Annotated in this window: 27 protein-coding genes and 1 pseudogene; 1 reads left to right on the top strand and 27 read right to left on the bottom strand. The window is 41.2% G+C overall.

What is annotated here, in order from left to right; translation table 11 throughout:
• The 3 genes and pseudogenes from GMD1S_RS09255 to aac(6') form a co-directional block, all read right to left on the bottom strand.
• Nucleotides 1–163: pseudogene (locus GMD1S_RS09255) on the bottom strand (CPBP family intramembrane glutamate endopeptidase); the annotation flags it as partial.
• Between the two features lie 178 nt (nucleotides 164–341).
• On the bottom strand, nucleotides 342–950 hold the full coding sequence (locus GMD1S_RS09250; protein ID WP_000662942.1) for a Type 1 glutamine amidotransferase-like domain-containing protein: 609 nt from the start codon (nucleotides 948–950) through the stop codon (nucleotides 342–344).
• 56 nt (nucleotides 951–1,006) lie between these two features.
• Nucleotides 1,007–1,435 carry an aminoglycoside 6'-N-acetyltransferase gene (gene aac(6') / locus GMD1S_RS09245; RefSeq protein WP_000348727.1) on the bottom strand — a complete coding sequence of 143 codons (429 nt, stop codon included), beginning with the start codon at nucleotides 1,433–1,435 and terminating at the stop codon, nucleotides 1,007–1,009.
• A 125-nt stretch (nucleotides 1,436–1,560) separates the two neighbouring features.
• Between aac(6') and GMD1S_RS12430 the strand changes: the two genes are divergently transcribed.
• Nucleotides 1,561–1,755, top strand: a complete 195-nt coding sequence (locus GMD1S_RS12430; protein ID WP_008282428.1) for a hypothetical protein — start codon at nucleotides 1,561–1,563, stop codon at nucleotides 1,753–1,755.
• A gap of 156 nt (nucleotides 1,756–1,911) precedes the next feature.
• Here the strand turns inward: GMD1S_RS12430 and GMD1S_RS11940 are convergent.
• The 24 genes from GMD1S_RS11940 to GMD1S_RS09120 form a co-directional block, all read right to left on the bottom strand.
• A protein-coding gene (locus GMD1S_RS11940) for an IS3 family transposase (protein ID WP_155991753.1) occupies nucleotides 1,912–3,263 on the bottom strand; the annotation gives its coding sequence in 2 pieces (ribosomal slippage) (nucleotides 1,912–2,831 and nucleotides 2,831–3,263; 1,353 coding nt in all).
• Between the two features lie 69 nt (nucleotides 3,264–3,332).
• Nucleotides 3,333–3,599 (bottom strand): hypothetical protein, encoded by a 267-nt coding sequence (locus tag GMD1S_RS09230; RefSeq protein WP_001121929.1) that lies wholly within the window; start codon nucleotides 3,597–3,599, stop codon nucleotides 3,333–3,335.
• A gap of 49 nt (nucleotides 3,600–3,648) precedes the next feature.
• On the bottom strand, nucleotides 3,649–5,283 hold the full coding sequence (locus GMD1S_RS09225; RefSeq protein WP_000348474.1) for a DNA/RNA helicase domain-containing protein: 1,635 nt from the start codon (nucleotides 5,281–5,283) through the stop codon (nucleotides 3,649–3,651).
• A 125-nt stretch (nucleotides 5,284–5,408) separates the two neighbouring features.
• Nucleotides 5,409–6,716, bottom strand: a complete 1,308-nt coding sequence (locus GMD1S_RS09220) for a recombinase family protein (protein ID WP_000741999.1) — start codon at nucleotides 6,714–6,716, stop codon at nucleotides 5,409–5,411.
• Nucleotides 6,661–7,884 carry a recombinase family protein gene (locus tag GMD1S_RS09215; RefSeq protein WP_000802276.1) on the bottom strand — a complete coding sequence of 408 codons (1,224 nt, stop codon included), beginning with the start codon at nucleotides 7,882–7,884 and terminating at the stop codon, nucleotides 6,661–6,663. Before GMD1S_RS09215 ends, GMD1S_RS09220 begins: the two co-directional genes overlap by 56 nt.
• A 141-nt stretch (nucleotides 7,885–8,025) precedes the next feature.
• The gene (locus GMD1S_RS09210) at nucleotides 8,026–8,973 is read right to left on the bottom strand and encodes a LysM peptidoglycan-binding domain-containing protein (RefSeq protein ID WP_001173139.1); all 948 of its coding nucleotides are present in this window, start codon (nucleotides 8,971–8,973) and stop codon (nucleotides 8,026–8,028) included.
• A gap of 1 nt (nucleotide 8,974) precedes the next feature.
• Nucleotides 8,975–9,376 (bottom strand): phage holin family protein, encoded by a 402-nt coding sequence (locus GMD1S_RS09205; RefSeq protein ID WP_000812005.1) that lies wholly within the window; start codon nucleotides 9,374–9,376, stop codon nucleotides 8,975–8,977.
• Nucleotides 9,373–9,714, bottom strand: a complete 342-nt coding sequence (locus tag GMD1S_RS09200) for a hypothetical protein (protein WP_000391432.1) — start codon at nucleotides 9,712–9,714, stop codon at nucleotides 9,373–9,375. Before GMD1S_RS09200 ends, GMD1S_RS09205 begins: the two co-directional genes overlap by 4 nt.
• Entirely contained in the window at nucleotides 9,689–9,925 is a 237-nt protein-coding gene (locus GMD1S_RS09195) for a hypothetical protein (RefSeq protein WP_001070900.1), read from the bottom strand. The genes GMD1S_RS09200 and GMD1S_RS09195 overlap by 26 nt, the downstream gene beginning before the upstream one ends.
• Nucleotides 9,926–9,937: 12 nt before the next feature.
• Nucleotides 9,938–13,231 (bottom strand): phage tail spike protein, encoded by a 3,294-nt coding sequence (locus tag GMD1S_RS09190; RefSeq protein WP_000966174.1) that lies wholly within the window; start codon nucleotides 13,229–13,231, stop codon nucleotides 9,938–9,940.
• Nucleotides 13,231–13,959 carry a hypothetical protein gene (locus GMD1S_RS09185; RefSeq protein ID WP_000618011.1) on the bottom strand — a complete coding sequence of 243 codons (729 nt, stop codon included), beginning with the start codon at nucleotides 13,957–13,959 and terminating at the stop codon, nucleotides 13,231–13,233. The genes GMD1S_RS09190 and GMD1S_RS09185 overlap by 1 nt, the downstream gene beginning before the upstream one ends.
• Nucleotides 13,956–17,072 carry a phage tail tape measure protein gene (locus GMD1S_RS09180; protein WP_000929215.1) on the bottom strand — a complete coding sequence of 1,039 codons (3,117 nt, stop codon included), beginning with the start codon at nucleotides 17,070–17,072 and terminating at the stop codon, nucleotides 13,956–13,958. Before GMD1S_RS09180 ends, GMD1S_RS09185 begins: the two co-directional genes overlap by 4 nt.
• Before the next feature lie 23 nt (nucleotides 17,073–17,095).
• Nucleotides 17,096–17,221 (bottom strand): hypothetical protein, encoded by a 126-nt coding sequence (locus GMD1S_RS12675; protein WP_001281455.1) that lies wholly within the window; start codon nucleotides 17,219–17,221, stop codon nucleotides 17,096–17,098.
• A 38-nt stretch (nucleotides 17,222–17,259) separates the two neighbouring features.
• On the bottom strand, nucleotides 17,260–17,679 hold the full coding sequence (locus tag GMD1S_RS09170; RefSeq protein ID WP_001232596.1) for a hypothetical protein: 420 nt from the start codon (nucleotides 17,677–17,679) through the stop codon (nucleotides 17,260–17,262).
• Between the two features lie 2 nt (nucleotides 17,680–17,681).
• On the bottom strand, nucleotides 17,682–18,260 hold the full coding sequence (locus GMD1S_RS09165) for a major tail protein (protein WP_000414381.1): 579 nt from the start codon (nucleotides 18,258–18,260) through the stop codon (nucleotides 17,682–17,684).
• Nucleotides 18,261–18,274: 14 nt separating this feature from the next.
• Nucleotides 18,275–18,592: a hypothetical protein gene (locus GMD1S_RS09160; protein ID WP_000710710.1), complete on the bottom strand. Its 318-nt coding sequence runs from the start codon at nucleotides 18,590–18,592 to the stop codon at nucleotides 18,275–18,277.
• Nucleotides 18,589–18,957, bottom strand: coding sequence for an HK97 gp10 family phage protein (locus GMD1S_RS09155; protein ID WP_000190823.1), 369 nt, complete (start codon nucleotides 18,955–18,957; stop codon nucleotides 18,589–18,591). The genes GMD1S_RS09160 and GMD1S_RS09155 overlap by 4 nt, the downstream gene beginning before the upstream one ends.
• Nucleotides 18,944–19,288 (bottom strand): head-tail adaptor protein, encoded by a 345-nt coding sequence (locus tag GMD1S_RS09150; RefSeq protein ID WP_000684964.1) that lies wholly within the window; start codon nucleotides 19,286–19,288, stop codon nucleotides 18,944–18,946. The genes GMD1S_RS09155 and GMD1S_RS09150 overlap by 14 nt, the downstream gene beginning before the upstream one ends.
• The gene (locus GMD1S_RS09145; protein WP_008282402.1) at nucleotides 19,288–19,569 is read right to left on the bottom strand and encodes a head-tail connector protein; all 282 of its coding nucleotides are present in this window, start codon (nucleotides 19,567–19,569) and stop codon (nucleotides 19,288–19,290) included. The genes GMD1S_RS09150 and GMD1S_RS09145 overlap by 1 nt, the downstream gene beginning before the upstream one ends.
• An 8-nt stretch (nucleotides 19,570–19,577) precedes the next feature.
• Nucleotides 19,578–20,759: a phage major capsid protein gene (locus tag GMD1S_RS09140; protein WP_000036012.1), complete on the bottom strand. Its 1,182-nt coding sequence runs from the start codon at nucleotides 20,757–20,759 to the stop codon at nucleotides 19,578–19,580.
• Nucleotides 20,760–20,772: 13 nt separating this feature from the next.
• Complete coding sequence (locus tag GMD1S_RS09135; protein ID WP_001032310.1) at nucleotides 20,773–21,456, bottom strand: head maturation protease, ClpP-related; 684 nt, start codon at nucleotides 21,454–21,456, stop codon at nucleotides 20,773–20,775.
• Nucleotides 21,449–22,711, bottom strand: a complete 1,263-nt coding sequence (locus GMD1S_RS09130; RefSeq protein ID WP_000511777.1) for a phage portal protein — start codon at nucleotides 22,709–22,711, stop codon at nucleotides 21,449–21,451. Before GMD1S_RS09130 ends, GMD1S_RS09135 begins: the two co-directional genes overlap by 8 nt.
• 87 nt (nucleotides 22,712–22,798) lie before the next feature.
• A complete protein-coding gene (locus GMD1S_RS09125; protein WP_000222988.1) occupies nucleotides 22,799–24,391 on the bottom strand; it encodes a terminase large subunit in 1,593 nt (530 codons plus the stop codon).
• Complete coding sequence (locus tag GMD1S_RS09120; RefSeq protein WP_000057466.1) at nucleotides 24,388–24,861, bottom strand: phage terminase small subunit P27 family; 474 nt, start codon at nucleotides 24,859–24,861, stop codon at nucleotides 24,388–24,390. The genes GMD1S_RS09125 and GMD1S_RS09120 overlap by 4 nt, the downstream gene beginning before the upstream one ends.
• Nucleotides 24,862–24,908: the final 47 nt, after the last annotated feature.

The raw sequence follows: 24,908 nt of genomic DNA, 5'->3' as shown, positions 1-24,908 counted from the left end.
CTGGTCCAAGTGCACCAACTATATGTAATATTCTTCCTATAAATGTCTCTAATCCCAAAATATAAGATTGTGTAAATATGGCAAGAAGCCCCCAAGCTATATAAGTAATTCCAAATGTAAAACAAAGATAATTTTTTAAATTCCTTTTATCAATTTCTGTCATTTTTTTCTTCCTAATCTTGATTATTTTATGAATAATATTTTTACTGCTTCTTAGTTGCTATCGATTATAACTACCTATATTCTATCATAAAAACACAAAAAAGCCTTACAATCAAGGCTTTTCACTATTCATTTCGTCAATACTTTAGTTTCGTAGATTCAGATTCGCATGATTAAAACTAGTCAATTTTCTCAATAATGTTTCCAAGTCTATCCAATACAAGACAGGAATGATCATTTAGTGGAATTATGGGAACACTGACAAGTTCTTCTGCTCTATCCTTATTAGCTTTATCATTCCAGGAATCATAATGGACACTAATTAAAAACTGACTAAAGAGTCCTAATCCATTTTTTATCTTTATCTGATGATCTGAATTATCATTAGGTGAGACATATACTTTTTCTCCTAATAATAGGGCTCCTGCAGAAAACCCTATAACTTTTGCCCCTTTATTAAGCATATGATCGATATAATTTTTGAACTCCTGATTGACATAAGTAGCTATATATTTTTCCGTATTTCCTCCACCAATGATAATTAGATCAGCATCTAAATAGCTATCAAAATCAATCTGCTCAGTGTCCAAAAGTAAGTAATCAGTGTTTAGATTAGGAAATTGACTTTGGAAAACTTCTGTGTACTTTTTCATATAGGGTTGCCAATTATCTCGAAAAACCGTAAAAATAACAATTCTTTCAATCTTGCTTGATAATACAATTTTATCAACAATGCTATATTTCGTTATTGGGGGATTCCCACCCATCAAAAAAATTTGTTCTTTCAAGTTAACACACTTTCTAAAGATACATAAAGTTTAACAAGTTTATTCACGTTTCTAAATTATAATTTTTTCTTAAAATGAATAATTCTACTTGCCTCCTGAAATCCAATATTGAGATGAAATCTTATAGAATCCGTATTCGTTAAAGTACAGTCACTTGCAAATTCCTTACATCCTTTATTTTTCGCCCATTCCTCACATTTTGTACAGAGATTTTTAGCAATATCCTTTAAACGATATTCCTCATCGACAATAATCCCTTCTAAGAATCCAACAGGACTATATTTACAACCTTCAACATAATCAAATCTGAGGGAACATAATGCTAGACCTACAATTGTGTTACCTTCAACTTCAGTAAAGATTGCAGTATTTTTGCCATTCGTATATTTTTTTACTTCATCAAAAGCTTCTTTATCGGTCAATTGGGGCCATAATTGTTTTATTAGTTTAGCCGTTTTTATAGAATCTTTTGTTATTCCATCCATATTGATGTTCCTCCGGAAATTACAAGCAAATGTTTCGAATCACGCTGTTACTTTGTTACTCATTGATTGATACCAATACCATCCCCTTCTACTTTTCGACTGTCTCAGATCGGAAGAGCAGAGCCATGCACTCAGCGGTTCGGACTTACCGTATCATTTCGTCGGTTTCCCTCCTCATTTTACGAGTCCTATCCCATGGGCGGAGCATCTACTCCTACTTCGCTGATGCCTCAGCTCGTACAACAGTGATACCGCCTCAACATGTGCTGATGTTAGCTTCCTATACTATGAAACGAAATATAGCGCATCCGAATATTTGAATTAAACCATTAAACGTAACTATCACCTTTCAAATTGGTTTTTCTTCCTTCTAACTAAAAATTTGCCACTCATACTACTGTCTTCTTCAGGAGTAAGGTTGAGGTTACCAAAAAGAGCCGTTTTGTGTACTGACCCCAAAAAGTTAGACAATTAATTTAAGTAAAGGATTTAGTTCTGTATTGCACAGGACTAAGTCCTTTTAGTTTGACCTTAATTCGTTTATTGTTATAGTAATCAATATAGTCTACAATAGCTTGTTCCAGTTGCTTAAGTGACTGAAACGTCTTTTCATAACCGTAGAACATTTCGGATTTCAAAATGCCAAAGAAGGACTCCATCATGCCGTTGTCTGGGCTGTTACCCTTGCGTGACATGGATGGCTGAATTCCCTTACTCTCTAGGAACCGATGATAAGAATCATGTTGGTATTGCCAGCCTTGATCGCTATGGAGAATCGTATTCTCATATCTCTTATCTGAAAAAGCTTTCTCCAACATGGTCTTCACTTGTTCTAAATTTGGTGAAGTAGAAAGATGATAAGCAATAATTTCGCTGTTAAAACCATCTAAAACTGGCGATAAATACAATTTCTGTGTGCTATTTGGAATGACAAACTCTGTCACATCCGTATAGCACTTTTCCATTGGTTTGGATGCTTCAAACTGGCGTTGAATGAGATTCGCTGCTTTCTTGCCAATCTCTCCCTGGTAGGAAGAATACTTCCGTTTCCGACGAATTCGAGCCGTTAAACCAAGGACTTTCATCAGACGTTGGACCTTCTTATGATTCACCACGAAGCCACGATTTCTTAGTTCAAGAGTGACTCTCCGATAGCCATAATTTCCTTTATGCTCACTATAAATGGCTTGTATTTCATCCTTTAGCTCTTTATTCTTATCTGGTTGATCTAGCTGTTTTAAGTGATAGTAGTAAGTTGAGCGAGCTAAATGTGCCGTTTCAAGAAGTAAATCTAATTGAAATCCTCCTGAAACCATTTCTCTAACTGTCTCTGCCTTTCTCGCTGTAAGGCTTCGTCCCTTTCCTCTAACTCTTTTAACTTTTTTAAGTAGGCCACCTCGGTACGTAGACGCTCATTCTCCTCTTGAAGTCGCTCTAATTCTGTCATTTCTTCCCAAGTTTTCTTCCGTTTACGTCCCATCCTAGCTGGCCTTCCTCTTGTTTTCTCAACAATAGTATACCCGTTTTTCTTGTATTGTGCCAGCCAATTTGGAAGTAATCCAGTGCTTGGGAGAGCATAATCCAGAGATACGCTTAGTTGCGATCGCCCCTCAAGTAGAACTTTATTAATTATTTCTTCCTTTAATTCTGGCGAGTAATAACGGTTTTTCTCTTTTTTGACACTTTCTATTCCGTAGCGATCAATCAATCGGACTAAGTACTTAAGATTTGAAAGGTTCATTCCATATTTTTCTGAAAGTCGCTTGAAGCTGATTCCTTGTTTTCTTAGTTCATAGATTCGAACTTTATCCTCATAAGTTAGTTTCATTTAAAAACACCCCAAAAGTTAGATTTTTTCTGTCTAACTTTTGGGGTGCGGTTCATTTGCTGGCTCTTTTCAAATTTTAGGTCCCTGAGTAGAAACCGTCTTTTTAAATTCTTTATCAAGTTCTTCAAGAAATACATCAATTTGAGCCAACAGATACTGTTCCTCTTCATTTAAATATTGACCTTTTCTAATCTTAGAATTTAACGTCTTCTTTTTCTGCTCAAAATAATTAAAAACAGTACTTGCAGCATCATTAAACCCATCAAAGTACAATGAACTCAGCCCCTGTTTAGCTCCTTGTTTTATTGCTCCACCAAATTCTTCTAGTATAGGCATAATAAATTCCTTTCTACCTAAGTATCATCTCGTTACTTAGACTTGTTTCTTAAAAAGTTTCTAATAAATTACAAATTTTTGAATATAGATCCCAGTTTTCTATTACAACAATTTGTAATTGCTCTCTAGTTCTCGTAATGTTTTGGTAAAACATCTTATTAATTGGATAGTAGGAATCCGTACTATTCAAAAACATGAACTTATTTACTCCAATAACTTCTCCTTTTTTATTTTTCTTTTCCTGAATGCCTGGACCATAGTAAAAATTGAAATCCATCGGTATAATAACTTTATCAAATTCTTGTCCAATGACTTCATGTGAAACTTTTCCGCAATCAACCATTGAGTCTATACTTTCAAAGGTATAGCGACTCTTAGCATAGTTAAGGACATGCCAATCGGTTGTATCCTCCATTTTATGTAAATAAGTATTCGCACTTGCTCTATTGCCAAAATATTTTATTTGAATATTTCTACGCGTATTCTTTACCTTTTCAATAGGCTTATCAACTGAAAACTTAATCAAGTTCCTTATAAATAAATTCATATCTGGGTTGGTTCTGAATCTATCTTTTAAACTAAATTGCTTTGAACCCAACTCAGAGAACTTACTTAATATAGCATTTGCATTTGCAGCACTCTCAGATTTACTGAGAGTCTGTGCACCGTCTAGGGAGATAATATATTTTGTATCAGGATTTTCAGTTACAGAGTCCAATAAAGCAGACACCTGCTTATATTGACTTTCTTCTCGCAATCTTTGAGACTCATCAATAATTATGTAATCATAAGACTTAGCATCATTCAAGGTTGATTTCAATTGGGTTATAGGCTTAATCTGAAATCCCTTTGTCTGTAAGTGACGCTGACCATCATTTAGTTTTGCACCATGTATAATTACAACTCTGAAGCCGAAGTACATCAAAAGTTTTGCAATGTGATAGATTAATAATGTTTTACCTGTACCCGGATTCCCTTTAATTGTAAACAGCCGCTCATTATTTTGGGGTTCTAATATATAGTTAACAATTGCCTCTTGATGTCCATTTAAAAAATATTGTTGCTTGAGAAATTTCTCAGTATCATTAAATGGAGACACTAAATAATTTTTTATATCAAATAGAGCATCTACCTCATCGCGGCTTAATAAACTGACTTCCTGTTCTATTAAGACACGCTTAAATTCTTCAGAATTGATTTTTTCAACATTACCGGTATTTCCATCGTATTCAACATAACTCTGGATGTCAGGAGAAAAACTATAATATCTCGTCTGTTTATCAAGAAAGTTTAAATAAAAATGATTCCGTTTAAGCTGTTTTTCCTGCTTATCTAATGTAGTTTGACTTTTCAATTCAATTGAAACATTATAGTTTTCCCCAAAACGAATCAGATCAAACTCTTTACTTATTTGAGGAATTTTATACCCAAAATAGAAATTATCTGTGTATTGAGATAATATGCTAGGTGTCATCCCCCAATCCTTCAGTAATTGCACAAAAGAAACAAATGTGGAAAATTCCGATGCTCCCTTAAATGGATAGGATATATTCGAGAAATATGATACAATTTCACCTTCATTTATTTTTATAGCATCTTCCAGAACTTGACATTTTCCAAGCTCGACTTCTCCAAAACTGTTTGTATAGCCCAGAATATGCTCTGACAAAGTATAGAAATCCATAAAACCTCAACTTACTAAAGCGTTTTCTTTATTATAACACTTCTACCTATTTAAATACAATTACAAATTAAAAAATTTAAAATAAAAAAAGCCATAGCTAGAGTATTTACTCTCTTAACTATGGCCTATAAATTAACTTCTGTTCCTTCTAAAAACTTTACGGTAATGCTGCCGTCTTCACCAAGCATAATCTTCTCAAGTACCTGGCACATCTTTCTTCCATCAAATGCTTCCTGCTCACTATCAAGAAGTTCCTTTAGTTGAGCCGCATGGTACTTCTCCAGCTTTTGTTCTTCGCTAAAGTTAGTCCACTTCTCTTGTAGATTTTCCTTATTTTCTCTAAGAACCTCTACTGCTCTAAAGAATGCCTGCTGCAGGGTTTCCTCATCAATATGGCGATTGGTGCACCCCTGGATTCCTTTTACCTTGTACCGGTTATTGCACTGCCAGACTGGACGCTTGCCTCTGCTCGTAGTCCAGTTCTTTCTGCCAAATAGACCTCCACATTCTTCACAGAATACCTTGCAGGTAAATGGGTTTTGTTCGCACTGGATAATGTAAAAATTGATGTGATTATCCTGCCTAAACTGATTTCTCCGTTCTATCTCAAGCTGAACCAACTCCCACTCTTCTTTATCAATGATGGCTTCATGATTGCCTTTGATATAGTATTGATTGACTTGTCCCTGGTTCTCACTGCGCTTTTTGGTTAGAAAATCCACCGTATAAGTTTTCTGCAAGAGGGCATCTCCCATGTACTTCTCGTTCTGAAGCATCCTTTGAATCGTAGTGGGGTACCAATTGACTTTCCCATTCCAACCTGGAACCCCTTCTTCTTTCAGAGTTCTTGCTATACTTTCTGGCGTTTCTCCTTGTAAAAAATACCGAAAGATTCGTCTGACAATCTTGGCTTGCTCCTCATTGATGATAAGATTTCCATTCTCGCCCTTGTCGTAGCCTACAAATTTGGTTGTATTAACCCTTACTTCTCCCCTTTCAAACTTCTTTCGAATCCCCCAGGTCGCATTCTCTGAGATAGAACGAGATTCGTCTTGGGCCAAGGAAGAAAGTATGGTCAATAGCACCTCACCTTTGGCATCCAGGCTGTCAATATTCTCCTTTTCAAAGGTGACCCCGATTCCAAGTTCTTTTAACTCCCGAACATATTTCAAGCAGTCCAGCGTGTTTCTGGAAAAACGGCTGATAGACTTCACTATAATTCTATCCACTTTACCTTTTCGGCAGTCTGCTATCAACCGATTAAACCCTGTTCGTTTCTTGGTATTGGTTCCTGAAATCCCCTCATCCGCGTATATATCAACCAACTGGTAGAGAGGATTCTGGCGAATATAGTCTTGATAATACCGAACCTGGTTCTCATAACTTGATAGCTGTTCGTCTTGGTCGGTGGACACTCGGCAATAGGCCGCCATTCGGATTTTCTGAATGTGTTGCTCCTGCTCGACTTGTATCATTTTCTTGGCAGGAATAACTGTAATGTTTTTTGCCACTGATATTCTCCTCCTTTACCACTGTGGGTTCATAAATACTCCAATCCTGGACTGCACTGTCTGGCACGCGCATACCAATGCAAGCGGCCTTCCCTTCTCGGATATACTTGCTGCAGACCCAGACAACTTTTCCCTTGTAGTATTTTTGTCGTTTCAAAGTAGAGCCACAATGCTCGCATTTCAATAAGCCACTCAAAGGATATCGTCGGTTGCAATTAATGCTTAGGTTTGCCTTTCGATTCTGTTTCAGACGCTTTTGAACGGCTTCCCAATCTTCTCTGGATACTATAGCTTCATGGTTATCCGTAATCAGGTACTGCTGCACCTGACCTTGGTTGAGTCGTTGCTTGGCCTTGATTTCCGCAAAATAGTATTTTTGCAGGATTGCATCTCCCTTATACTTTTCGTTTTTTAGAATATTGGTAATGGTGCTTGAATACCATCGCCCACCGTCTACCGTTGGAACTTTCTCTTGATTGAAAAGCTTTGCGATGGCATGAACTCCCATGCCAGATAGATAGAGGTTATAAATCCGTTGGACAATTTTAGCTTCCTCAGGATTGATGATTAACTCACCGTTCTCATCCTTGTCATAGCCTAAGAAGCGCTTAGTGTTAATCACCAGTTCTCCTCGCTGGAACTTCTTCTGAAAAGCCCACCGTTGGTTCTCACTCATATTGCGCAGTTCTTCTTCTGCGTAGCTGGCAAGAACTGTAAGCATGACCTCTCCCTCATTTGACAAGGTATGGAGATTTTGTTCTTCAAAAAAGATATCCACTTGGATGGCTTTCAGCTCCCGACTTACTGCAAGTAATAACTCAGTGTTTCTGGCAAAGCGAGAAATGGACTTAGTATGAATGACATCAATCTTTCCGGCCCTGCAATCCTCCAGCATCTGCTGAAAGCCTGGACGCTTGGCCAGTTTTCCCGAAATCCCCTGATCATAATACACTCCGATAAAATCGACATCTTTTTTGTTTTGATAGAAATGATTATAGTAGGCTTGCTGATTGGTGAGGGATTCCTGCTGTTTTTCTGTCATGGTTGAAACCCGCGCATAGGCACAAACTCTTATCTTTCCTGGCTTCATCCCATTCTCCTTTCTTCCTTACTATATATCACTCTAAAGGCCAAATTTATCAAGTATTCAGCCCACTCATTCAAGCTTTTTCTAGTTGAAATGCTGTCTATGTAAAAGGCCTGCATAGACAACCACACAGACCTTGATGGATTATTCAATTCGTAACACTTGACCGGGATAAATCAAATCCGGATTTTCAATTCCATTAAGGGCAGCTAAGTGCTGGTAGTTCGTGCCGTACATAGCTGCAATGGCTGAAAGCGTATCGCCACTTTCAACTGTATAAGTGATGCTGCTAGGTGCTTGAGGATTTCCAGTAACTTTTAAAACTTGCCCTGGATAAATCAAGTCAGGATTGGCAATCCCATTGATTGCCGCTAATTCCTGATAACTTGTTCCATAAAGAGCTCCAATAGCAGATAAGGTATCCCCTTCTTGAACTGTGTAAGTCCTAGTCGACGCTGGTGCTGCCGGTGCTGGAACCGCAGGGCGAGGTTCAGGGATTTGGCCAGTATAAACTGAGCGTAAATCCCGATACATATAATTGGAATCTACTCGGCCACTGATACCACCAACAATTCCATCACTTGTAAACTGCCAGATGTCTGTTGGAATAGCACAAGCTTCTACCTGCCACTGAGCTACCCAATTCGTATAGCGGGATAAGTCACCCATATTCTGGAACCAGTGCAGGCTTGCATACACACCAGCCCAGTAACCAGCGGCTTCTACATTGTCACAAAACAGTTGACAAATAGCCGTAGAAGTTTCCCAGCTCACACCTCCATTGTTGGCTTTCCAACCGTCCGCATCTTCCATGTCAATGTAAAGAGGCATAGAAGGATGAAATTGCCGAACAAAATTCAAAAAGGCATTGACCTCAGCTTGTGCTTCTCCCAAATTACGAGCATAGCTATAATGGTAAAATCCGTACGGAATGCCAACCCGCTCACATTCATATGCATTTCGCCGTGCACGCAGGTCTTCCGCAAAGCTACCCCAAGACGAACGAATAATGACAAAGTCAACATTGCTCTTCAACTGATCAAAGTCAATAAAACCATTGTGTTCACTGATATCTACTCCAAATAATGCCATCTTATTTTTCCTCCGATTTTAATTGTTTCAAGGTCTGCTTGAGTTTATCAGGAACCGGCAGACCAATCCGAGCCGCATTTTCAATGATGCTGAGGCCTTCATTAGACAGGTAATAAAAGATAACCGCTGTGCGGATGATTCCTCCCTGTTTCAAGATATGAGTATCAATAATCTGACCCATAGCCACTAGCATCAAAATAACAACTTTTTTAAACAGTCCTCGAAAACCAACTGCACTGGATAGCTTCTTTTCAACAACTGCTGCCATCAATCCACTGATATAATCAATAGATATAAAGACAATCAAGGCAAAAATAAAACCATCCCAATCGCCAAAGACACTTCCTAAAAGTCCTCCTACCGTAGTAAATAGGACTTTATTCGCAAAAACCAACTGCTTCATGATGCATTTTCCTTTCTATGCGGTTCACTCCAGTCGGGATTTCCCTTTTCATCAAATTGCATGATATAAAAGTTTTTATGAAATAACTCAGACAAATTAATGGTAGGGACTGTCGCACCCCACTGAGTCAAAGCTCCCACTGTTTCGACTTCCATCAACTGACGTCGACCTTCTTTAATCACGGGACGCTTTTGTACTTCTCGGTACATATAAAAATCCTCCCCCTCATTTTTGCAGCGAATGAACTCACCATTCTCGCGCATATAAGTGAGTGCTGCCACCAAATCAAAAGGTTCTGTAATTCTACTTAGATCAGGTAGTAATTCCTTTTCTTCCATCTTTCTTTCCTCCATCTATTTTTAATGGTGTAGTTGCTTCTTTGAGATCAGCTTCCAATTCTTCTTTCTTCTGAAGGAGAACTTGGTAAGCTTCCTCTTTCTGAGTCAATTGAATGGCTAAGAGGTTCTTTGATGTTACCTCATCAGCAAGCTTTCTGGTCAGCTCTTCAATCGTTAAACGAAGAGCCTGATTAATTTCTTCTTGGTTCATTTGTTTCCTTTCTTATAAATGTCCCACTAAGCTTCTGGTATCCCACCAGGCTGGATGCCCCTCACTATGGCTAGCCCTATATTCATAGAGCGCTCCAATGCTATTAGACATCCGTTGTAATACCTCGTGAAGTGAGACATAATTACCGCTTGTATCTAAATAGAGCCAAACATCGCCTGTATTAATGGTTGAGTCCCTTCTATCCTGTTTCCTGCTTGGACGCAGTTGGAGTTTTCCTGTTGTGGTCATGACCCAACCGTCTTTATTATCATAGGCAGAACTGGCAAAAGATAATTCATCCCCAACCAGATCAAGTGAATCGATATTGTACCCATTCCAAGCTCGAATACCGACAAAGCCACTATCATTAGAGCTTTCAGTGCCATAACGATTGGAGCCAATAACAGTTACACCCGCTCTTCCTTTGCCATCGACATTCCCTGTCGCAAACTTAATAAACTGGGTTGGGTAACCAGTCAGAACTCGTTTCAAGGCAGCTTGGTCTGTATAATACAAAATCTGACCTGCATTGAGACTGATTTCCATAGCTCGGTTAATGGCTGTTAGGATACCACCTGATATCTTGTTCGCAGATAAAGTTACCGACTGCACCTGGCTGATGAAGGCCTGCTTTGAGAAAAGCTTCCTCAGATAAGCTTCGGTCGCAGATAGCTTGTTAAACAAGGCATCATCTACTTTCAATTTCTCAGCCGTTACTGCTTCTGCACTTAAGATTGCTGTTGTGACTGATCCCGATTCAAAGTTGGCTGTCTTTAACTTATCCACCATGGCAGACTTAATAACAGCATGATCAATTAAAGTTTGTCCTGTGATATGGGTGAGTCTACCATGGATATGATTTACTCCATTCGCTAATAGATTCAAACTGTTTAGTACTGCCCCACCTGAAGTCAAATGCTGAACCGACCAACTGTTTGCGAGCTGAGTTTGAACAGTAGAAACTCTCTGGGTCAAATCCGTCACCTTGGTCACATAGGAAGAATCTGTCAGGACAATCTGGGCCAAGTTATGTTTGACACTGTCTTCCTTTGAGCCAATGAGCCGTGAGTACAGATTAACTGTTTCCTGAACCTTTTGAAAATCACTGCTGCTGGTTTTGCCATTGACTGCCTGCAAAATTTCTGAAAAGCGTCCCTCCACTCTTTGAGAATAGGAGGCAATCTTGGTTTCTGTGTACTGCCGGTCATCCTCTGGAGCTGGACTCGGTGTCGTCGCAATTGTCCCATCTTCCAATTGTGGATCCCGAATATAAAGAACATCACCAACAAGCCAGCCATTCGAATAACATACCCAGGACCAATATCTCTCAAACTTCACGGTAAAATGATGAACAAACCGATGCCATTCAGTTTGAAGTGTCACGGTTGAAACACCACCTGTCTCAAAACCAAACCGAACAACTACCGACCGACTCGCTTTCATGTCGGCCGAATAGACCATTTTCTTCCCTTGCCATTCAGCCCCCCTTAAATCAAAAATGGGCTTATGAAAGCCACCATTCCCTGCTTTGGTACAAGTAGCTTTGAGATAGTATCCACTTTTGGCATTCGTATCCGGTACCCGTTCAAACTTCCATTCTGATACATTAGACGAGAGTGGCAACAGACCATCAAAATCATAATGACGGATGTAGTTGCGCCCACCAATCTGCAGATTCTCAAAGCGACGATTCAAACCTTTCACATCTTCTGAATAGAAGACTTTTGCGACATAGTCCATGGCCACTTGCTCTCGGACAGTTCTGGCCTGATTGGCTGTTTCCGTCCGTACATACTGCTCCAGTCGTTCCTGCCGTTCTCCATCTTTTGAAACATACCCCTGAACCTGTTGGAGCGTTGTTTCAAGTCCAGATAGAGTCTGCTTGACTTCTGTCTTACTGACAAAAGTTCCCATTTTCTGAAGAGTCTCTTTTTGAAAAGCATTCAGTTCGGCTGTTGTTTGATTTGTCACTTCTTGGACGTTGTTTAGAGCTTGCTGAGTGGCTCCTGCCTTGCCTAAGGCTTCTTCCGTCTTTTGAGTAATCGTATGAAGAGTCGACTCTGTCGATTTCGTAAAAGCAGTAAACGAACTCTGAATCTGATCACGAGTCTGAGCTGCAATTTCTTCTGCCTTTGCTTTGGCCTTTTCAATGCCGTCTAGTACCTTGCTCTCTTGCTTCTCAAAAGCTGCATCAAAGGCCCGATTGGCATTTTCTAAAGCTCGTTCAATCATCAAATCATGGCTGCCTTGAGCAAGGGTTAAGATGGAATGAGCTGCAGCCGTCAATTTTGAAGAGGTATTATGGCCACCTTCTCTGACTTTATCGTCAAAGGTCAATGAGATATATTCTTTAGTAAGTGCATCGTATTCATAAGCCACGGCTTGCTTTAACAAATCCACATAATGCTTTCGGCTTTTTAGAGTGACCCAGTCTCCCAAATGAACCGTTTGACCATCTAGCTCATAGGCTTCTATCACAATGGCATCCTGCTCTCGGTCAATCTTATCATGATAGAATTTACTCTCACCCCATTTTCGCAACTCCTCAATGGTTTTAAGATTGTTATTCGTGAACTCTTTTTCATTGATGTAGGGATAAGCATCAAGCAAAGGACTGTCAACAGTCAAGGTTAACGTCTTCTCTTCTTCAGCTCCTTCTGGTTTAAAGGTCGAATGAACATGGATACGGGTCACTACAGTTTGCGAACTTCTATTCCGTTTGTAGGATTTCAGGTTCTGATGAGTCGTAATAATGACACCACGATTCTCTCCTCGGTGCTCTTGAATAGAGAATAAGAAATTATCTCGAGTGACCTCACCTTCCCAGGTTCCAACGATAGAATGCGCTCCATCTAGCAGTACACTGTATAGTGTTGTTGTCTCTTTGGTATTGAAATCCCTGTGCTTTACGATATCACTGGTAAAAGAGAAAGGACTAAGACTAGTTTTGGCTGCCTGAACCATACTGGATAAGGCCATCATACAGCCGACTTGAGAATTTCCGATTGGCTTAATGGAATGCTGCATGACATCATCCGTAATGTGATAACACAGAACCTCCACATGGTCATCCATTTCAACTGGTTTCTTAATACGAAAAAGCTGTTCTCCTAATTCAGGGACAGGAGCTTTAATCAGATTATCTACTTTCAATAGCCGATAAAGATAGCTGTCCGTTATAGGATACCTGAGGGTTAAGGTGAAATCTCCATTCAATGTTTCCTTTACCCTAGCAGATACTGCTTCATAAAGGGGGATACCGTTCCATTTAACGGTCTGTACTTCCTTATCCAATAAATAAAGCATTAAGCCCACCCCCAGACAATCTCAAAACGAATGGACTGAATCCCAGTTTCCAATACGACTCCCACTGTTTTATCTTTTGAAGGGTCAATCGTTAAAAAGTCACCAGACCACTTGATGCTTTTTCCCGATAAGGTTCTAAAACTTGGTTTGTCAGGGTTGTTATCCATCACCAGTGTTTCACCAGACTCTATTTTCTCCAAACGAATAACCTGACTGCCAATCGTAAAACTGGTTTCAGTTGAGGTGTTTCCAACTATTGTCAATTTGGGAAAAGCCAAAGCCGACCCCTTCGTTCGCAGAGCACCATTTTGAGTGAACGACTGACTATCTGTATCTTTAAAGAACTTTGTGGGATGGCATTGGAATGTCGCTTCCATCTCATAAACCTCATGCTTGTCCTTTATAACTTTTGAAACAAGGACCTTATAGCACCAGAGTTGGACTGTTTTCAACTGCTCGCTCTCCAGCCAAAACTGTTCTTTAGAAAAGAGAGTCAAAAACTGAAAAAGTTCTTCTTCACTTGGCTTGACCACATAAATCTTAAATGTCAACTCCATCACATTGCGATGCTTGTTGGTTTCCATGACGGCACCACTGATCCCTCTATGCTCAAGGAGCTGAGTCTTGCTGCTTTTCATGACAATCGGTGGACTGTTTTCTACAATCACCTTAAAAGGGAAAGAGGAAGTATGCACCCCATCAATCACCAACTCATTGTGTCGAATCATATTCCCAATCCTTTCAGTTGTTTTTGTCTGGCTAGTTCATCTGCCAGCCTTCCTGCCACATGTTCTGCCAAGCGCTCTAAGTCCGTTTCTTCCCTAATTACAACATCTGAAATTGTAATGGTAATCTGTGGCAGAGCATCCAAAGTAGAGGCAATCCCTCGGCCAATCTGACCCAATGTTTCTCTGTTTAAGGGAAGCACTGCTTCTCTGCCTGCCTCCCCTCCTGCTAAGAGGTTCGCACCATTTAATCCAAAGATGGTTGGCTTTGTTAAAATCCCTCCCTTGGCATACCATTCTATACCAATTCGTGGAATATCCCCTTTTAGCCAATCAAGCGGATTGGCCGACCCACTGACACTAAAGTGCGGCAATGGAATATGCGGCCAAGAGATATGGAAATTAAAGAGATTCTTTATGGCATTGATGGCAGAGGATACGGCATTTTTAGCCCCATCAATCGCTCCAGAAATGGCATTTTTAATTCCATCCCAAATATTTCGAACAGTTGAGAAGATGTTGTTTAGGACATTTGATATGGTCTGAAAGATCCCATTCCAGATATTGGATAGTGCGCTTGCAATCCCCTGAACAATCCCTGTCACCGTGGATTGAATGGCATTCCAAATGGATGAAAATAAAGAAGAAAGGGCTGATAGAATATTTGAAACACTATCTCTGATACCGTTCCAGCTATTCACTATAAATTGCCAGATAGCATTAAGAATGGTGCCAATGATGGACTGAATCCCTTCCCATACGGTAGATACAATTTGCTTAATGGTTTCCCAGGCACCAGACCAATCGCCAGTGATCACCTGCATAACTAATGTGATAATGCCAAGAATAACATTTAGGACTGTTTCTATTATCGTCTTGATAATATCCCAAGCTGTTGTAACAACGAGCTTGATATTCTCCCAAACGGCTGTTAGATAAGGCCCAATTAAATCCATAATGGTGGTGATTACCGTCGAAATGGCATTCCAGACAGTTGTTGCAGCATCTTGAATCAACTGGTGATTTTCCTGCCACCAAGAAACCAAGGTTCCCCAAATTTCCATCACAAAGTCTACGACTGTCTGAACGATGAAAGAAACAGCTGAATAGATAGCATTCCAAGCATCCGTAACAGCCGTTCTGAAAGCTTCATTATGTTCCCATAGTTCCTTAATACCAATGACCAATAAAGCAACAGCCGCTATCACCGCAAGTACAATCCCTACAATCGGAGCAGCCGCAGCTAACATCCCTCCAATCGTCGTCCCAAGAGCTAAAGCTGCAGCTTGTAAGGCTACAATAATGGGTAAGAGAATACCCGCAACAGTCACCAGTCCACCCACAACCAGAATGAACTCCCGCACAGGTTCCGGAAGATTCACGAACCATTCCGCAACACTTTTTAAAAGCGGAACAAGTTGTTGGAGAAACGGAGCTAGGGTTTCTGCAATCGCTCCTCCAACTTCGGCCATGGCCTCTTTAGCTGCATTTTGAGCTAAGGTGAACTGATCAATAGGGTCAAGTGTTGCTTCATAGGTGGAAGCAACCACTCCCTTTGCTTTTTCTGCGGTTCCTGCTAAATCATCAAAAGATAGAGCCCCCCGCTTAATGGCATCCACCATCCGTGGAGCAGCTTTAGTACCAAAGATACTGGATGCAAGCGTTAAGGCTTCCGTTTCACTAGTGCTGTTTCGGATTTGTTCGACCGTTTCTTTTAAGCCTTCACTCAGTGTCTTTCCTTTAGCTGCATAGTTGACTGCTGCTTTGGAGAGAGAAGAAAGAGCAGCCGAAGAATCGACCCCACTTTTTTCAAACTGCCCCATAAGAGCCACACCCTCATCAAACGAAAGTCCTAAAGCCTTAATTTGTGGAGCACCTTGGATAGCTTTGTTCATCAAATCCTGAACACTGACTCCAGTCGCCTGGGCCGTATAAGTGACAGTATCTAAGACTCGATTTAAATCACTCGTCTCAAGTCCATAAGCTTCAATAGCTTGTTTTGCAGAAATAGCTGATTCCGTCACGTCCGAACCATTGATTTCTGCGTACTTAATCAAAGTCGCAGAAGCGTCCTTTAAGGCATCACCAGTCAACCCAAACTGGGTATTAAGCTCACCAACAGCACTGCCCACTGTTTGAAAGTCCGTTGGAATTTCAGTCGCAAGGCCTTTTGCAATATCTGTCATCTCATCCAGTGCTTTTCCGCTGGCACCGGTTTTGGTGACGATGATATCCATCCCTTCGTCCACTTCTCGAAAAGCTTCCAGTGTTGCTTTTCCGAAGTCAATCAGCTTCTGACTGATTTCGCTCAGTTTTTCACTGAAGTTGGCTAGAATCTCAGACCTTAGAAGATTGTTAGTTTCTGCTAAGCTGTGGTTAGCATTATCACTTGCCCCACTCATGCTGCTCATCTCATCTTGCAGATGATGATAAGCTGTCTTGGTTTCATTGAGTGACTTTTCTAGTTTATTGGCTTCAACTGAGTTCTCACCGTATTCAGCCTTGGTCAACTCTAACTGCCGTTCTAAATTGGCAATCTGTTTCTCGACAATCTCTGACTGAGCCGCAACCTTTTTCTGAGCAAGGGCCAGTTTTTCAGATTCACTGGCATTACGGCCTAGCTGACTTTCTTGCAACTTAAAGGAGGAAGCGGCTTTCTCACTCTCTGAAGCTAGTTGATTTTGTTCAGCTCCTAAAGCAGCTAGTTTACTTTTGTTGCTGGTGACACTGGAGCCATTTTGCTCCAAAGCTCGGTTTACACCCTCTAGCTTATTCTCATAGATTTTGAGAGTGTTCTGAGTGATTTCGACCTCTCTTTGAAAAGCTCGATACTGATCAGCTCCGATTTTCCCGCTTTGAAACTGAGCTTCTACCTGAGATTGGGCTTGACGTAGTGTCTCTAGCTTCTCTTTGGTTGTTTGAACTTGCTTGGCTAAAACCTCTTGTTTCTGAGTTAAGAGAGTGACATTGCCTGTGTCAAATTTTAGTGCCTTATCAATTTGTTTCAGTTCTCGGCTTGCTTCTAAGGCTTCGTGGTTCACCCCTTTTAGAGCTTTTTGTAAGGGCTGGGTATCGCCTCCAATTTCAATTGTGATTCCTTTAATCGTTCCAGCCATACCGTCACCTCCTTACCACCACATCAAAAATTATCAAAGTCTACCTGCGTAGCCTTGCGAGTTCTATCTGCTTCTTTGGTACGCACTTCCACATAGTCTGTCTGATAGTCCAGCGCCATGCCAATCGTTATCTCTTTTAAATCTGACATGGATAGTCCTGTCTCTTTACAACAGTGAAGATAGGATTCTACCGTGAAGGTTTCGCTACTCGCTTCTTCCGACGCATCGACTTTTTTCTGGTGGTCATTCCTTGATTTAACAATTCCATCAGAACCGGTCCTACTGTTTGAAGCGGAAAGTCTTCTAAGCCCATAAAGAACTCTTCAAAAGGTTCAATAGATGGGTTAGCTGATTTGGCAAAAACCCAAAAGAGCCTGTGAAAAAACGTCATATCAAAATCCGCCAACATGCTCATACCCACATCCGATGCAGATAAAGTTTTGCCTTCTTCTAGCTGTTCAGCTTTTTTTAGAATCGACTCTGCCTGCAACATTTGAAACAGATCCTGAAAGTAATCTTTCCCAAATTCTTTTTTATAGGCAATCGGTGTGTAAGCATTAGTAGCTAGCTCAATGTTCTTACCTGATAACTGAATCGTTTTCCTCATGATTAACCTCCTGGTTTCACAGTTGGTTCATAGACTTTTGCGAACCAAGTCTTTTTGACATCTTCTGGGGTATCTTCTGTGGTCCTGCGACGGACTAGCTTATCAAGCGGCCGAGGACTGGCTTTGAATTTCAATTCCACTTCATTGATGTCTGAACCGCTCTTTGTTTTAGAAGCTACTGTTGGCCGGCTTGCATAACAATAATAGAGCACATGGAGCGTTTCTTTCTTATCCCCTTCAAATCGGAACATCAAGGCAAAGTTTTTCTTCTCACTGCTTGCGATTTCTGAGATGACTTTACTCTGGGCATCAATCGTTTCTCCTAACACTCGGGTCAAAAATTCCTGTGTCAAAAGAGCCAGTTTCAGAGTTCCTTCATAGCCATCATTAGATTCTGTCGTATAAAAATTGATGTTGTCTGCTTTATATGAACCAGAATCCCCTTGTGGCTCCAAGGTCAGCTCTGCGGCACCCCTAAGTCGCTCCACTGTCCCGTAGGTCAGCGCCCCATCATCTCCTTCTTTGGTTACTTCTGCCCAATGGACATCCTGCAAACCAAAGGTGACTTTATTTTTCTCCATCGGATTTTTCCTTTCTATTGACTTAAATGATAAATAACCTGATACAGCTTTTCTGTATCCAAATAGGTTTCTTCCTTGTCAAAAAAGAGAGAATGACTGTCGAGTGCTGCTTCTATTTTCTCTTCTAATTCAAGGTCTTTTTTCTCGGTATAAAGCTCCAGTCTGACTTGACTTCCTTTGTGATAAGCCAGATTATCTGCGCCATAATTCTGAGAAGCAGGAAACCAATACACCACAAAGGGAGGAGCTGGACTATGCCCCTCCTCAAAATGATGATAGGCACAGGGTAAACCTAGACTGTTCAAAAATGAAAACCACTCATCTTTTTTCATAACTTCTCCTTCAAGCGCTCTTCAAATTGGCGAATCATCTTTTCTTCAACAGGAGCAATATGCCGAATTCCTTCAACCCTGCCACCGCCTCGTTTAGCATGACCATTTTCAAGGAGGTGTGTCAGTCCTGGTGTTCGATTATAAATCGTTTTTGTCAAAGCTAGATTCGTTTCTTTAGTCACAGTAGAGTTCCAGCCTCGAGCATATTTCCCCCGCTTTTTCGGAGAATGTTTCTTTAACTCATTAACAGCTTCCCCCGTGCTGTCTTCCACCACTGCTTTCACTGTTTCAGTAGACCTTTCAACATAATTCTCCAACTCCTTTTGAACAGCTCGAGCTAGGTCAGACGGGTCAATTGTTGCCATATTGTACCTCCTCTGTCGCATCTATCAGGATTATCTCCTGAGGATAAGTTAACGAATCAATGGCCTTGATATTATAAAACTTATCCTCAAAGCGAAGACGAGTGGTTTGACTATCCAACTCTCGAATGGAAGAGTCGTAGCGCAGCGTAAAGCGTAACTGATGAATATTCTTGACCATTACTGTTGTAGTGCCTTCCATTTCAAGAAGCACCTTGCAGGAACACCACCTAGAAAACAATTGCTGCCACTGACTGCTTTCATTGCCAATAGCATCTTGCACAATGACTCGTTTTTCAAAGAAAACCCGTTTGCTTAATGGAGCTATCTTCATCAGAACACATCCCTTCTGTGAGCAGAAAGAAGAGCCTTGAGGAGTTCTACCAAACTCTCCTGCCCTCCTTCTTCTCGGTGCTCGTAAAGATAAGCTGTCCCAAACAAAACAATCGTCTGAAGGAAGTCAACTTCTTTCTCCTCCGTCACTTCCTCTAGATTCTTGCGTAGGATACTAGAACACAACTCTTCACTGGCAGAAATCATGACTTGAATCAAGTGGTCATCCTCTGAGTGTTCGACTCTCAGATAGTTCTTTGCTTCCTCCAAACTAATCTTCATGAGAAGCCTCATTTCATGGTCAAGACTTTAACCGCTTCATTCAGAATCAACTTGCCGTCCACGCGCTGACTAGCAAGAAAGCCAACTTGACCGCTTTCTGCATAGAGTTCATTCAGGCGCTTAAAGGAACGTCCTTGACGGTCCGCAATCCAGTAGTAAGAAAAGTCACCGAAAGCCAAAACTTTTTTACCTGTATCAATGGTTGGCACAAAGCTAGAGGTGAAATAAGGACGATTCAGAATCATATCTGGTACACCAGCTTGAACAGATGGCTGCCAAATATAGTTGCCGTTATTGTCCTTGAGTTTCCGTAAAGCTTTTACGGTGGAGTCGTTCAAAATCCATACTGCATTTTTCCGATAAGGTGATTTAAGCGAGTGATACAAATCCATGACATCGTCAAAGGTAATCGTCGCACCACCACTAGTCGCCCCTTCAGTGACCGTTTGAAAAATTCCAGTTGGCTTACCTGTTCCATCACCAATCAGAAAAGCTTCTTCTTCCTTCACACCAATACGACGAGCAAATTCATTAGCCATATAGCTTTCCAAATCAAAGACGGAATCATAGAGCAGCTCATCAGAAATCTTAATAGCTGTTCCAACCTTATGGGAACCAAGCGTTACTTGACTAAAGGTATCTTCTGATTCCTTGAACTTAGAGTTCTCATCCATCCAAGTGGCTTCACCGTTCCCTGACACAACTGGAATCTTCCGCTCCCCGCTTGAAGTCTGAATGACCGTTGCAAGACTCCGCATGAAGTTTTCTTCTTGAAGAGCCTGGATCAGACGTTTCTCATATTCATCTGGAACCAAGTAACCGCCACGTGAGTCGTCTCCAATACTGAGGGTATTTTCGATATCATAGAAGTTTTTCTTGCGGATATTGTTCCAAAAAGCTGTGTTATAGGCTTTAGAGGAACGTCCGCCTTTTGGATTTCCTCCGCCTACAGTTGGATTGGCGACAATGGCTTGACTAACCGGACTGGCTAATTCCTTGTCCAGTGCTTCCTGCCGCTCCAAGCGTTCAATCTCTTTACCAAGGCGAACAACCTCATCTTCCATTTCTTCATAACGGGCCGTATCTTCTACAGAAACCAGCCCCTTATCATCCCGACAGGTATCCAGAAAGCTTTTTGCTTTCTCCCATACCTGCGCTCGTTTTTCTCGCAATTGTAAAATTTTACTCATGGTTATTCCTTTCTTATTTCAAGAGTGACAACCGTTTCTCTAACTGAGAAACTGGTGTTTTGGGCTGAGGTTTTTTATCAGCCAATTTTAAAAGCAGCTGGTTGGTCACCGCTGCTCGACTAAACATCATACTTTGAACCGTCCCATCTTCATGAGGTGCAGGCTCATACAAAATAGAATCCGCAAACCCAAGTTCAAGAGCCTTCTTAGCATTAAACCAAGACTCAGCATCCATCAAGTGGGATAGCTGTACCCGAGATAAACTAGTCTTAATTTCATAGGCATTGAGAATGGACTCTTTGACTTCCGATAACATAGCAATGGCCTTCTCCATTTCTTTAGAATCGCCAATTGCGACCGTCATCGGATTGTGAATCATCATCATAGCAACTGGACTCATATTGACGGTGGTTCCCGCCATAGCAATAACACTGGCTGCCGAAGCTGCTATGCCATCAATATTGACGGTCACGTCATCCTTGTAGTCCATTAACATATTGTAGATTTGAGCTGCCGCAAAGACATCTCCACCCGGTGAATTAATCCATAAGGTCAATGGTCCGGTGCCACTCATGAGTTCATTCTTAAAGATTCGCGGAGTCACATCATCATCCACCCAGGATTCACTAGCGATTGTACCATTTAGATGCAGCACACGCCCCATTTCATTCTCGCTGAAATTCCAAAATTTATTCATGACTCTCTCCTTTTTGATTTGTTTTCATAAATCCTCCTGCATCTTTTAACTTGGTCATATTGCCATTAATGAGGTAAAGGTCACCCCCTTCTTCTGGCGGGATAGGGTTGAGTTCTTCCAGCTCTCGGATATCATTTGTCGAGAGCCAGCCGTTTTGCCGTCCAATCGCATAGCCGTTCATTCGACTTTGGTAATCCCCACGAAGCAAGCCATCCACATTGAATTTAATGAAATGGGTCTTCTTTTCTTCCGGCAGCAGCAAACTTTTCTTAAGAGCCTGTTCAAACCGAACCACCCAGGGATCCAAGGTATACTTAACAAACTCAAGGGATTGTTGCTCAATGTTAGAGAAACTGGACTTCTCTAAATCTCCTACCATGTGCGGTGGAATCCGAAAGAGACGCGCAATCTCATTGATTTGAAACTTGCGGGTTTCCAAGAACTGTGCTTCTTCAGGCGGTATCCCAATTTGCTTATAGCTCATACCTTCTTCCAGGACAGCTACCTTATGAGCATTTCGTGTCCCCTGATAGACTGCATTCCAGGAATCTCGGACCTTAGCAGGGTCTTTTAAGATACCCGGGTGTTCGAGAACTCCACCGGGGTTAGCACCGTTGCCAAAGAAACTAGCGCCATATTCTTCACAGGCAAGCGTTATCCCCACCGCATTCTTCGCCAGAGCAATCGGAGAATAACCAATCAGACCATCAAACCCTAAGCCTGGAATATGAAGTACCTCTTCTTGTGATAAAACAATGCTTCCTTTTTCCTGAAAATTAGGATTGTCTTCCTCATAACGATTGTAAACATAAAAGAGCTTGCCCTTCTCACTTCGATGAACGCTCATCTGATCCGGTAGCAAAGGATACAGCCCAATCACCTGACCTGAACGGTCACGAAGAATCTGAGAATAGGCATTCCCCCAGATCAAGAGATGGCTCATCAAGGTTTCCCGAAAGACAAAAGATGTCATGTCAGGATTCGGCTCATCATGCAAAAGCGTGTAAAGGACATGTTCCGTATCCTTTGCTTTTCCTCCTTCGGAGTATCGATAAACATGAAGAGGTAAAGATGCAATGGTCTCTGACAGAATCCTTACGCAGGCATAGACCGCTGTCGTTTGTAATGCCGTCCGTTCATTGACCGTTTTCCCACTCGTGGTTCGACCAAAGAGTAGCGAAAAGTCATTCCCTTCATACTTATTTTTGGGCTCTCCCCTCTGTCGTTTTAGTCCTAATCGTTCCAATATTCCCATAGTCATCTCCTTTTCTAGGCATGAAAAAAAGCACCTCGCTTGAGATGCTTTACAATCACTCTTTCAATTGTGGAAAATCTAATAAATTTAAAAGGATAAGATTCCTCGCTCGTCATAAATACTACCGTCATTCTTTTGATGTCGAATGCACCTGTCTAAAGCCATAATGGTCGCGATAATCCCGTCAATCTTTTCGACAGATTTTTCTTTATCAGGCTTAATATTTCCGGCTGGGTCCTGTCTCATGACTACGTTTTGGGCCATCCATTTTAGAACCGGATGACCTCCATGCTGGATTTTACCTTCCATCATGAGTTTATAGTACTCTTTGGAAGGTGGACTCATGTCCTTATAGCCCTGACCAAATGGAACCATTGTTAAACCCATGCCTTCTAAGTTCTGAACCATCTGTGTCGCATTCCAGCGGTCATAGGCAATTTCTTTGATATGATAGATAGTGGACAGTTCTTCAATGTACCGTTCAATAAATCCATAATGAACAACATTCCCTTCCGTGGTAAGAAGAAAGCCTTGCTTTTCCCAGACATCGTACAGCACATGGTCTCGTCTAGATCTAAGAACCAGGGTTTCTTCAGGCAACCAAAAATATGGAAGAACTTGATAGTTCTCTGCTTCATTTCTTGGTGGGAAGATTAGGACAAAGGCTGTAATATCTGAAGTGGAAGATAAATCCAGACCAGCATAACAATCTCTGCCTTTTAGACTCTCCACATCAATCGGCTGTCTTCCTTTATCATAGATATGTTCCGGAATCCAAGTCACAGCTGAATTGGTCCAAATATTGAGTCGCAATTGCTTGAATACATTTTCTTCTGCTGGGTTATCTAAGGCATTCAGATAAGCTTCCCGAACCCGGTCAATCCCAATCGTATGACCAAGGGAGGGATTAGCCTTTAGCCAGTTCTCTTCATCGTTCCAATCATCTTCTTCTGAAAGGCCATAGACAACTGGATAAAAGGTACTATCTTTTTTTCGCCCCTTTAGTATATCTAAGGCCTTGGTATGCAATTCATAACAAATAGAGTTTTTATCGTTTCCTGCTGTCGTGATAATAAAAAAGAGCGGCTGCTCCCTTGCATCACCACTCCCTTTGGTTAAGACATCGTATAAATGGCGATTGGGCTGGGCATGAATTTCATCAAAGACTAAACCTGATACATTGAGTCCATGCTTGGTTCCAGTTTCAGCCGATAACACTTGATAGAAACCAGCATTGGAATAATTGATGATACGTTTAGTGGCTCCCATGACTTTGGATCGTTTCTCCAGAGCTTTACTCATCAAAACCATTTGCTTGGCCACATCAAAAACAATAGAAGCTTGATTTCGGTCACAAGCTGCCCCATACACTTCGGCACTGGCTTCTCCGTCTGCGTATAAGAGATAAAGAGCAATCGCAGCAGCTAGTTCAGACTTCCCATTCTTTTTAGGAATCTCTACATAGGCCGTCAGGAACTGTCGATTCCCATCTTCTTTTACGATACCAAAAAGGTCACGTACAATTTGTTCCTGCCAGGGTAATAAGAAGAATTTCTGTCCCGCCCAGCGTCCTTTGGTATGGCAGAGATTCTGAATGAAGGTTACTGCCCGGTCTGCCTTTTTCTCGTCATAATGAGAAGTTGGAAGCATGAAGGGAGAAGGGATGTAGTAATATGTCATAAGCGCCCTCCAAGTAAATCTTCCATTTCATCACCTGACCCCACATCTGTATCCATCGAAGCAAGTCGTGTTCTGGAAGATGGAGTCAAGCCAAACTGTTCACAGAATTTAAGCATGATTTTAAGATTGGTCTGAGAAATAGAAACTTGTGGCACTTGTTGGAGATAGCTATTGGGAGTTTTGATGATAGAGCCGTGTTTTGAAAGAAACTCTTCTGCTTCCTTCCAGCGTGCATAAGCTTGGCAGTAACCTGCAAAAGCTGTCATATCCATATCAGTTAAAAGTCCCAATCCTTCTAGGATTTTGCCCATACGCTTCCATTCTTTCTTGGCATCTTCTTCAAGCCAGGAAGGGCATCTAGGAGCTTTCTTCTTAGGCTGTATTTCATTCTTTGGAAGTGGACGCTTGCCAGGATTCCCTTCTAAGATTTTTAAACTAATTGGTTTGGGCTTTCTGCCCTTCTGTGCCATGCCCTCACCTCCTTCAGCCCACAAGAAAAAAGTCCGAAGACTTAATT

The organism is Streptococcus sp. GMD1S (assembly GCF_000296875.1).
Lineage (GTDB): Bacteria > Bacillota > Bacilli > Lactobacillales > Streptococcaceae > Streptococcus.
The sequence above is the reverse complement of the archived record's forward strand: the minus strand, read 5'-3'. Positions and strand labels throughout refer to the sequence as shown.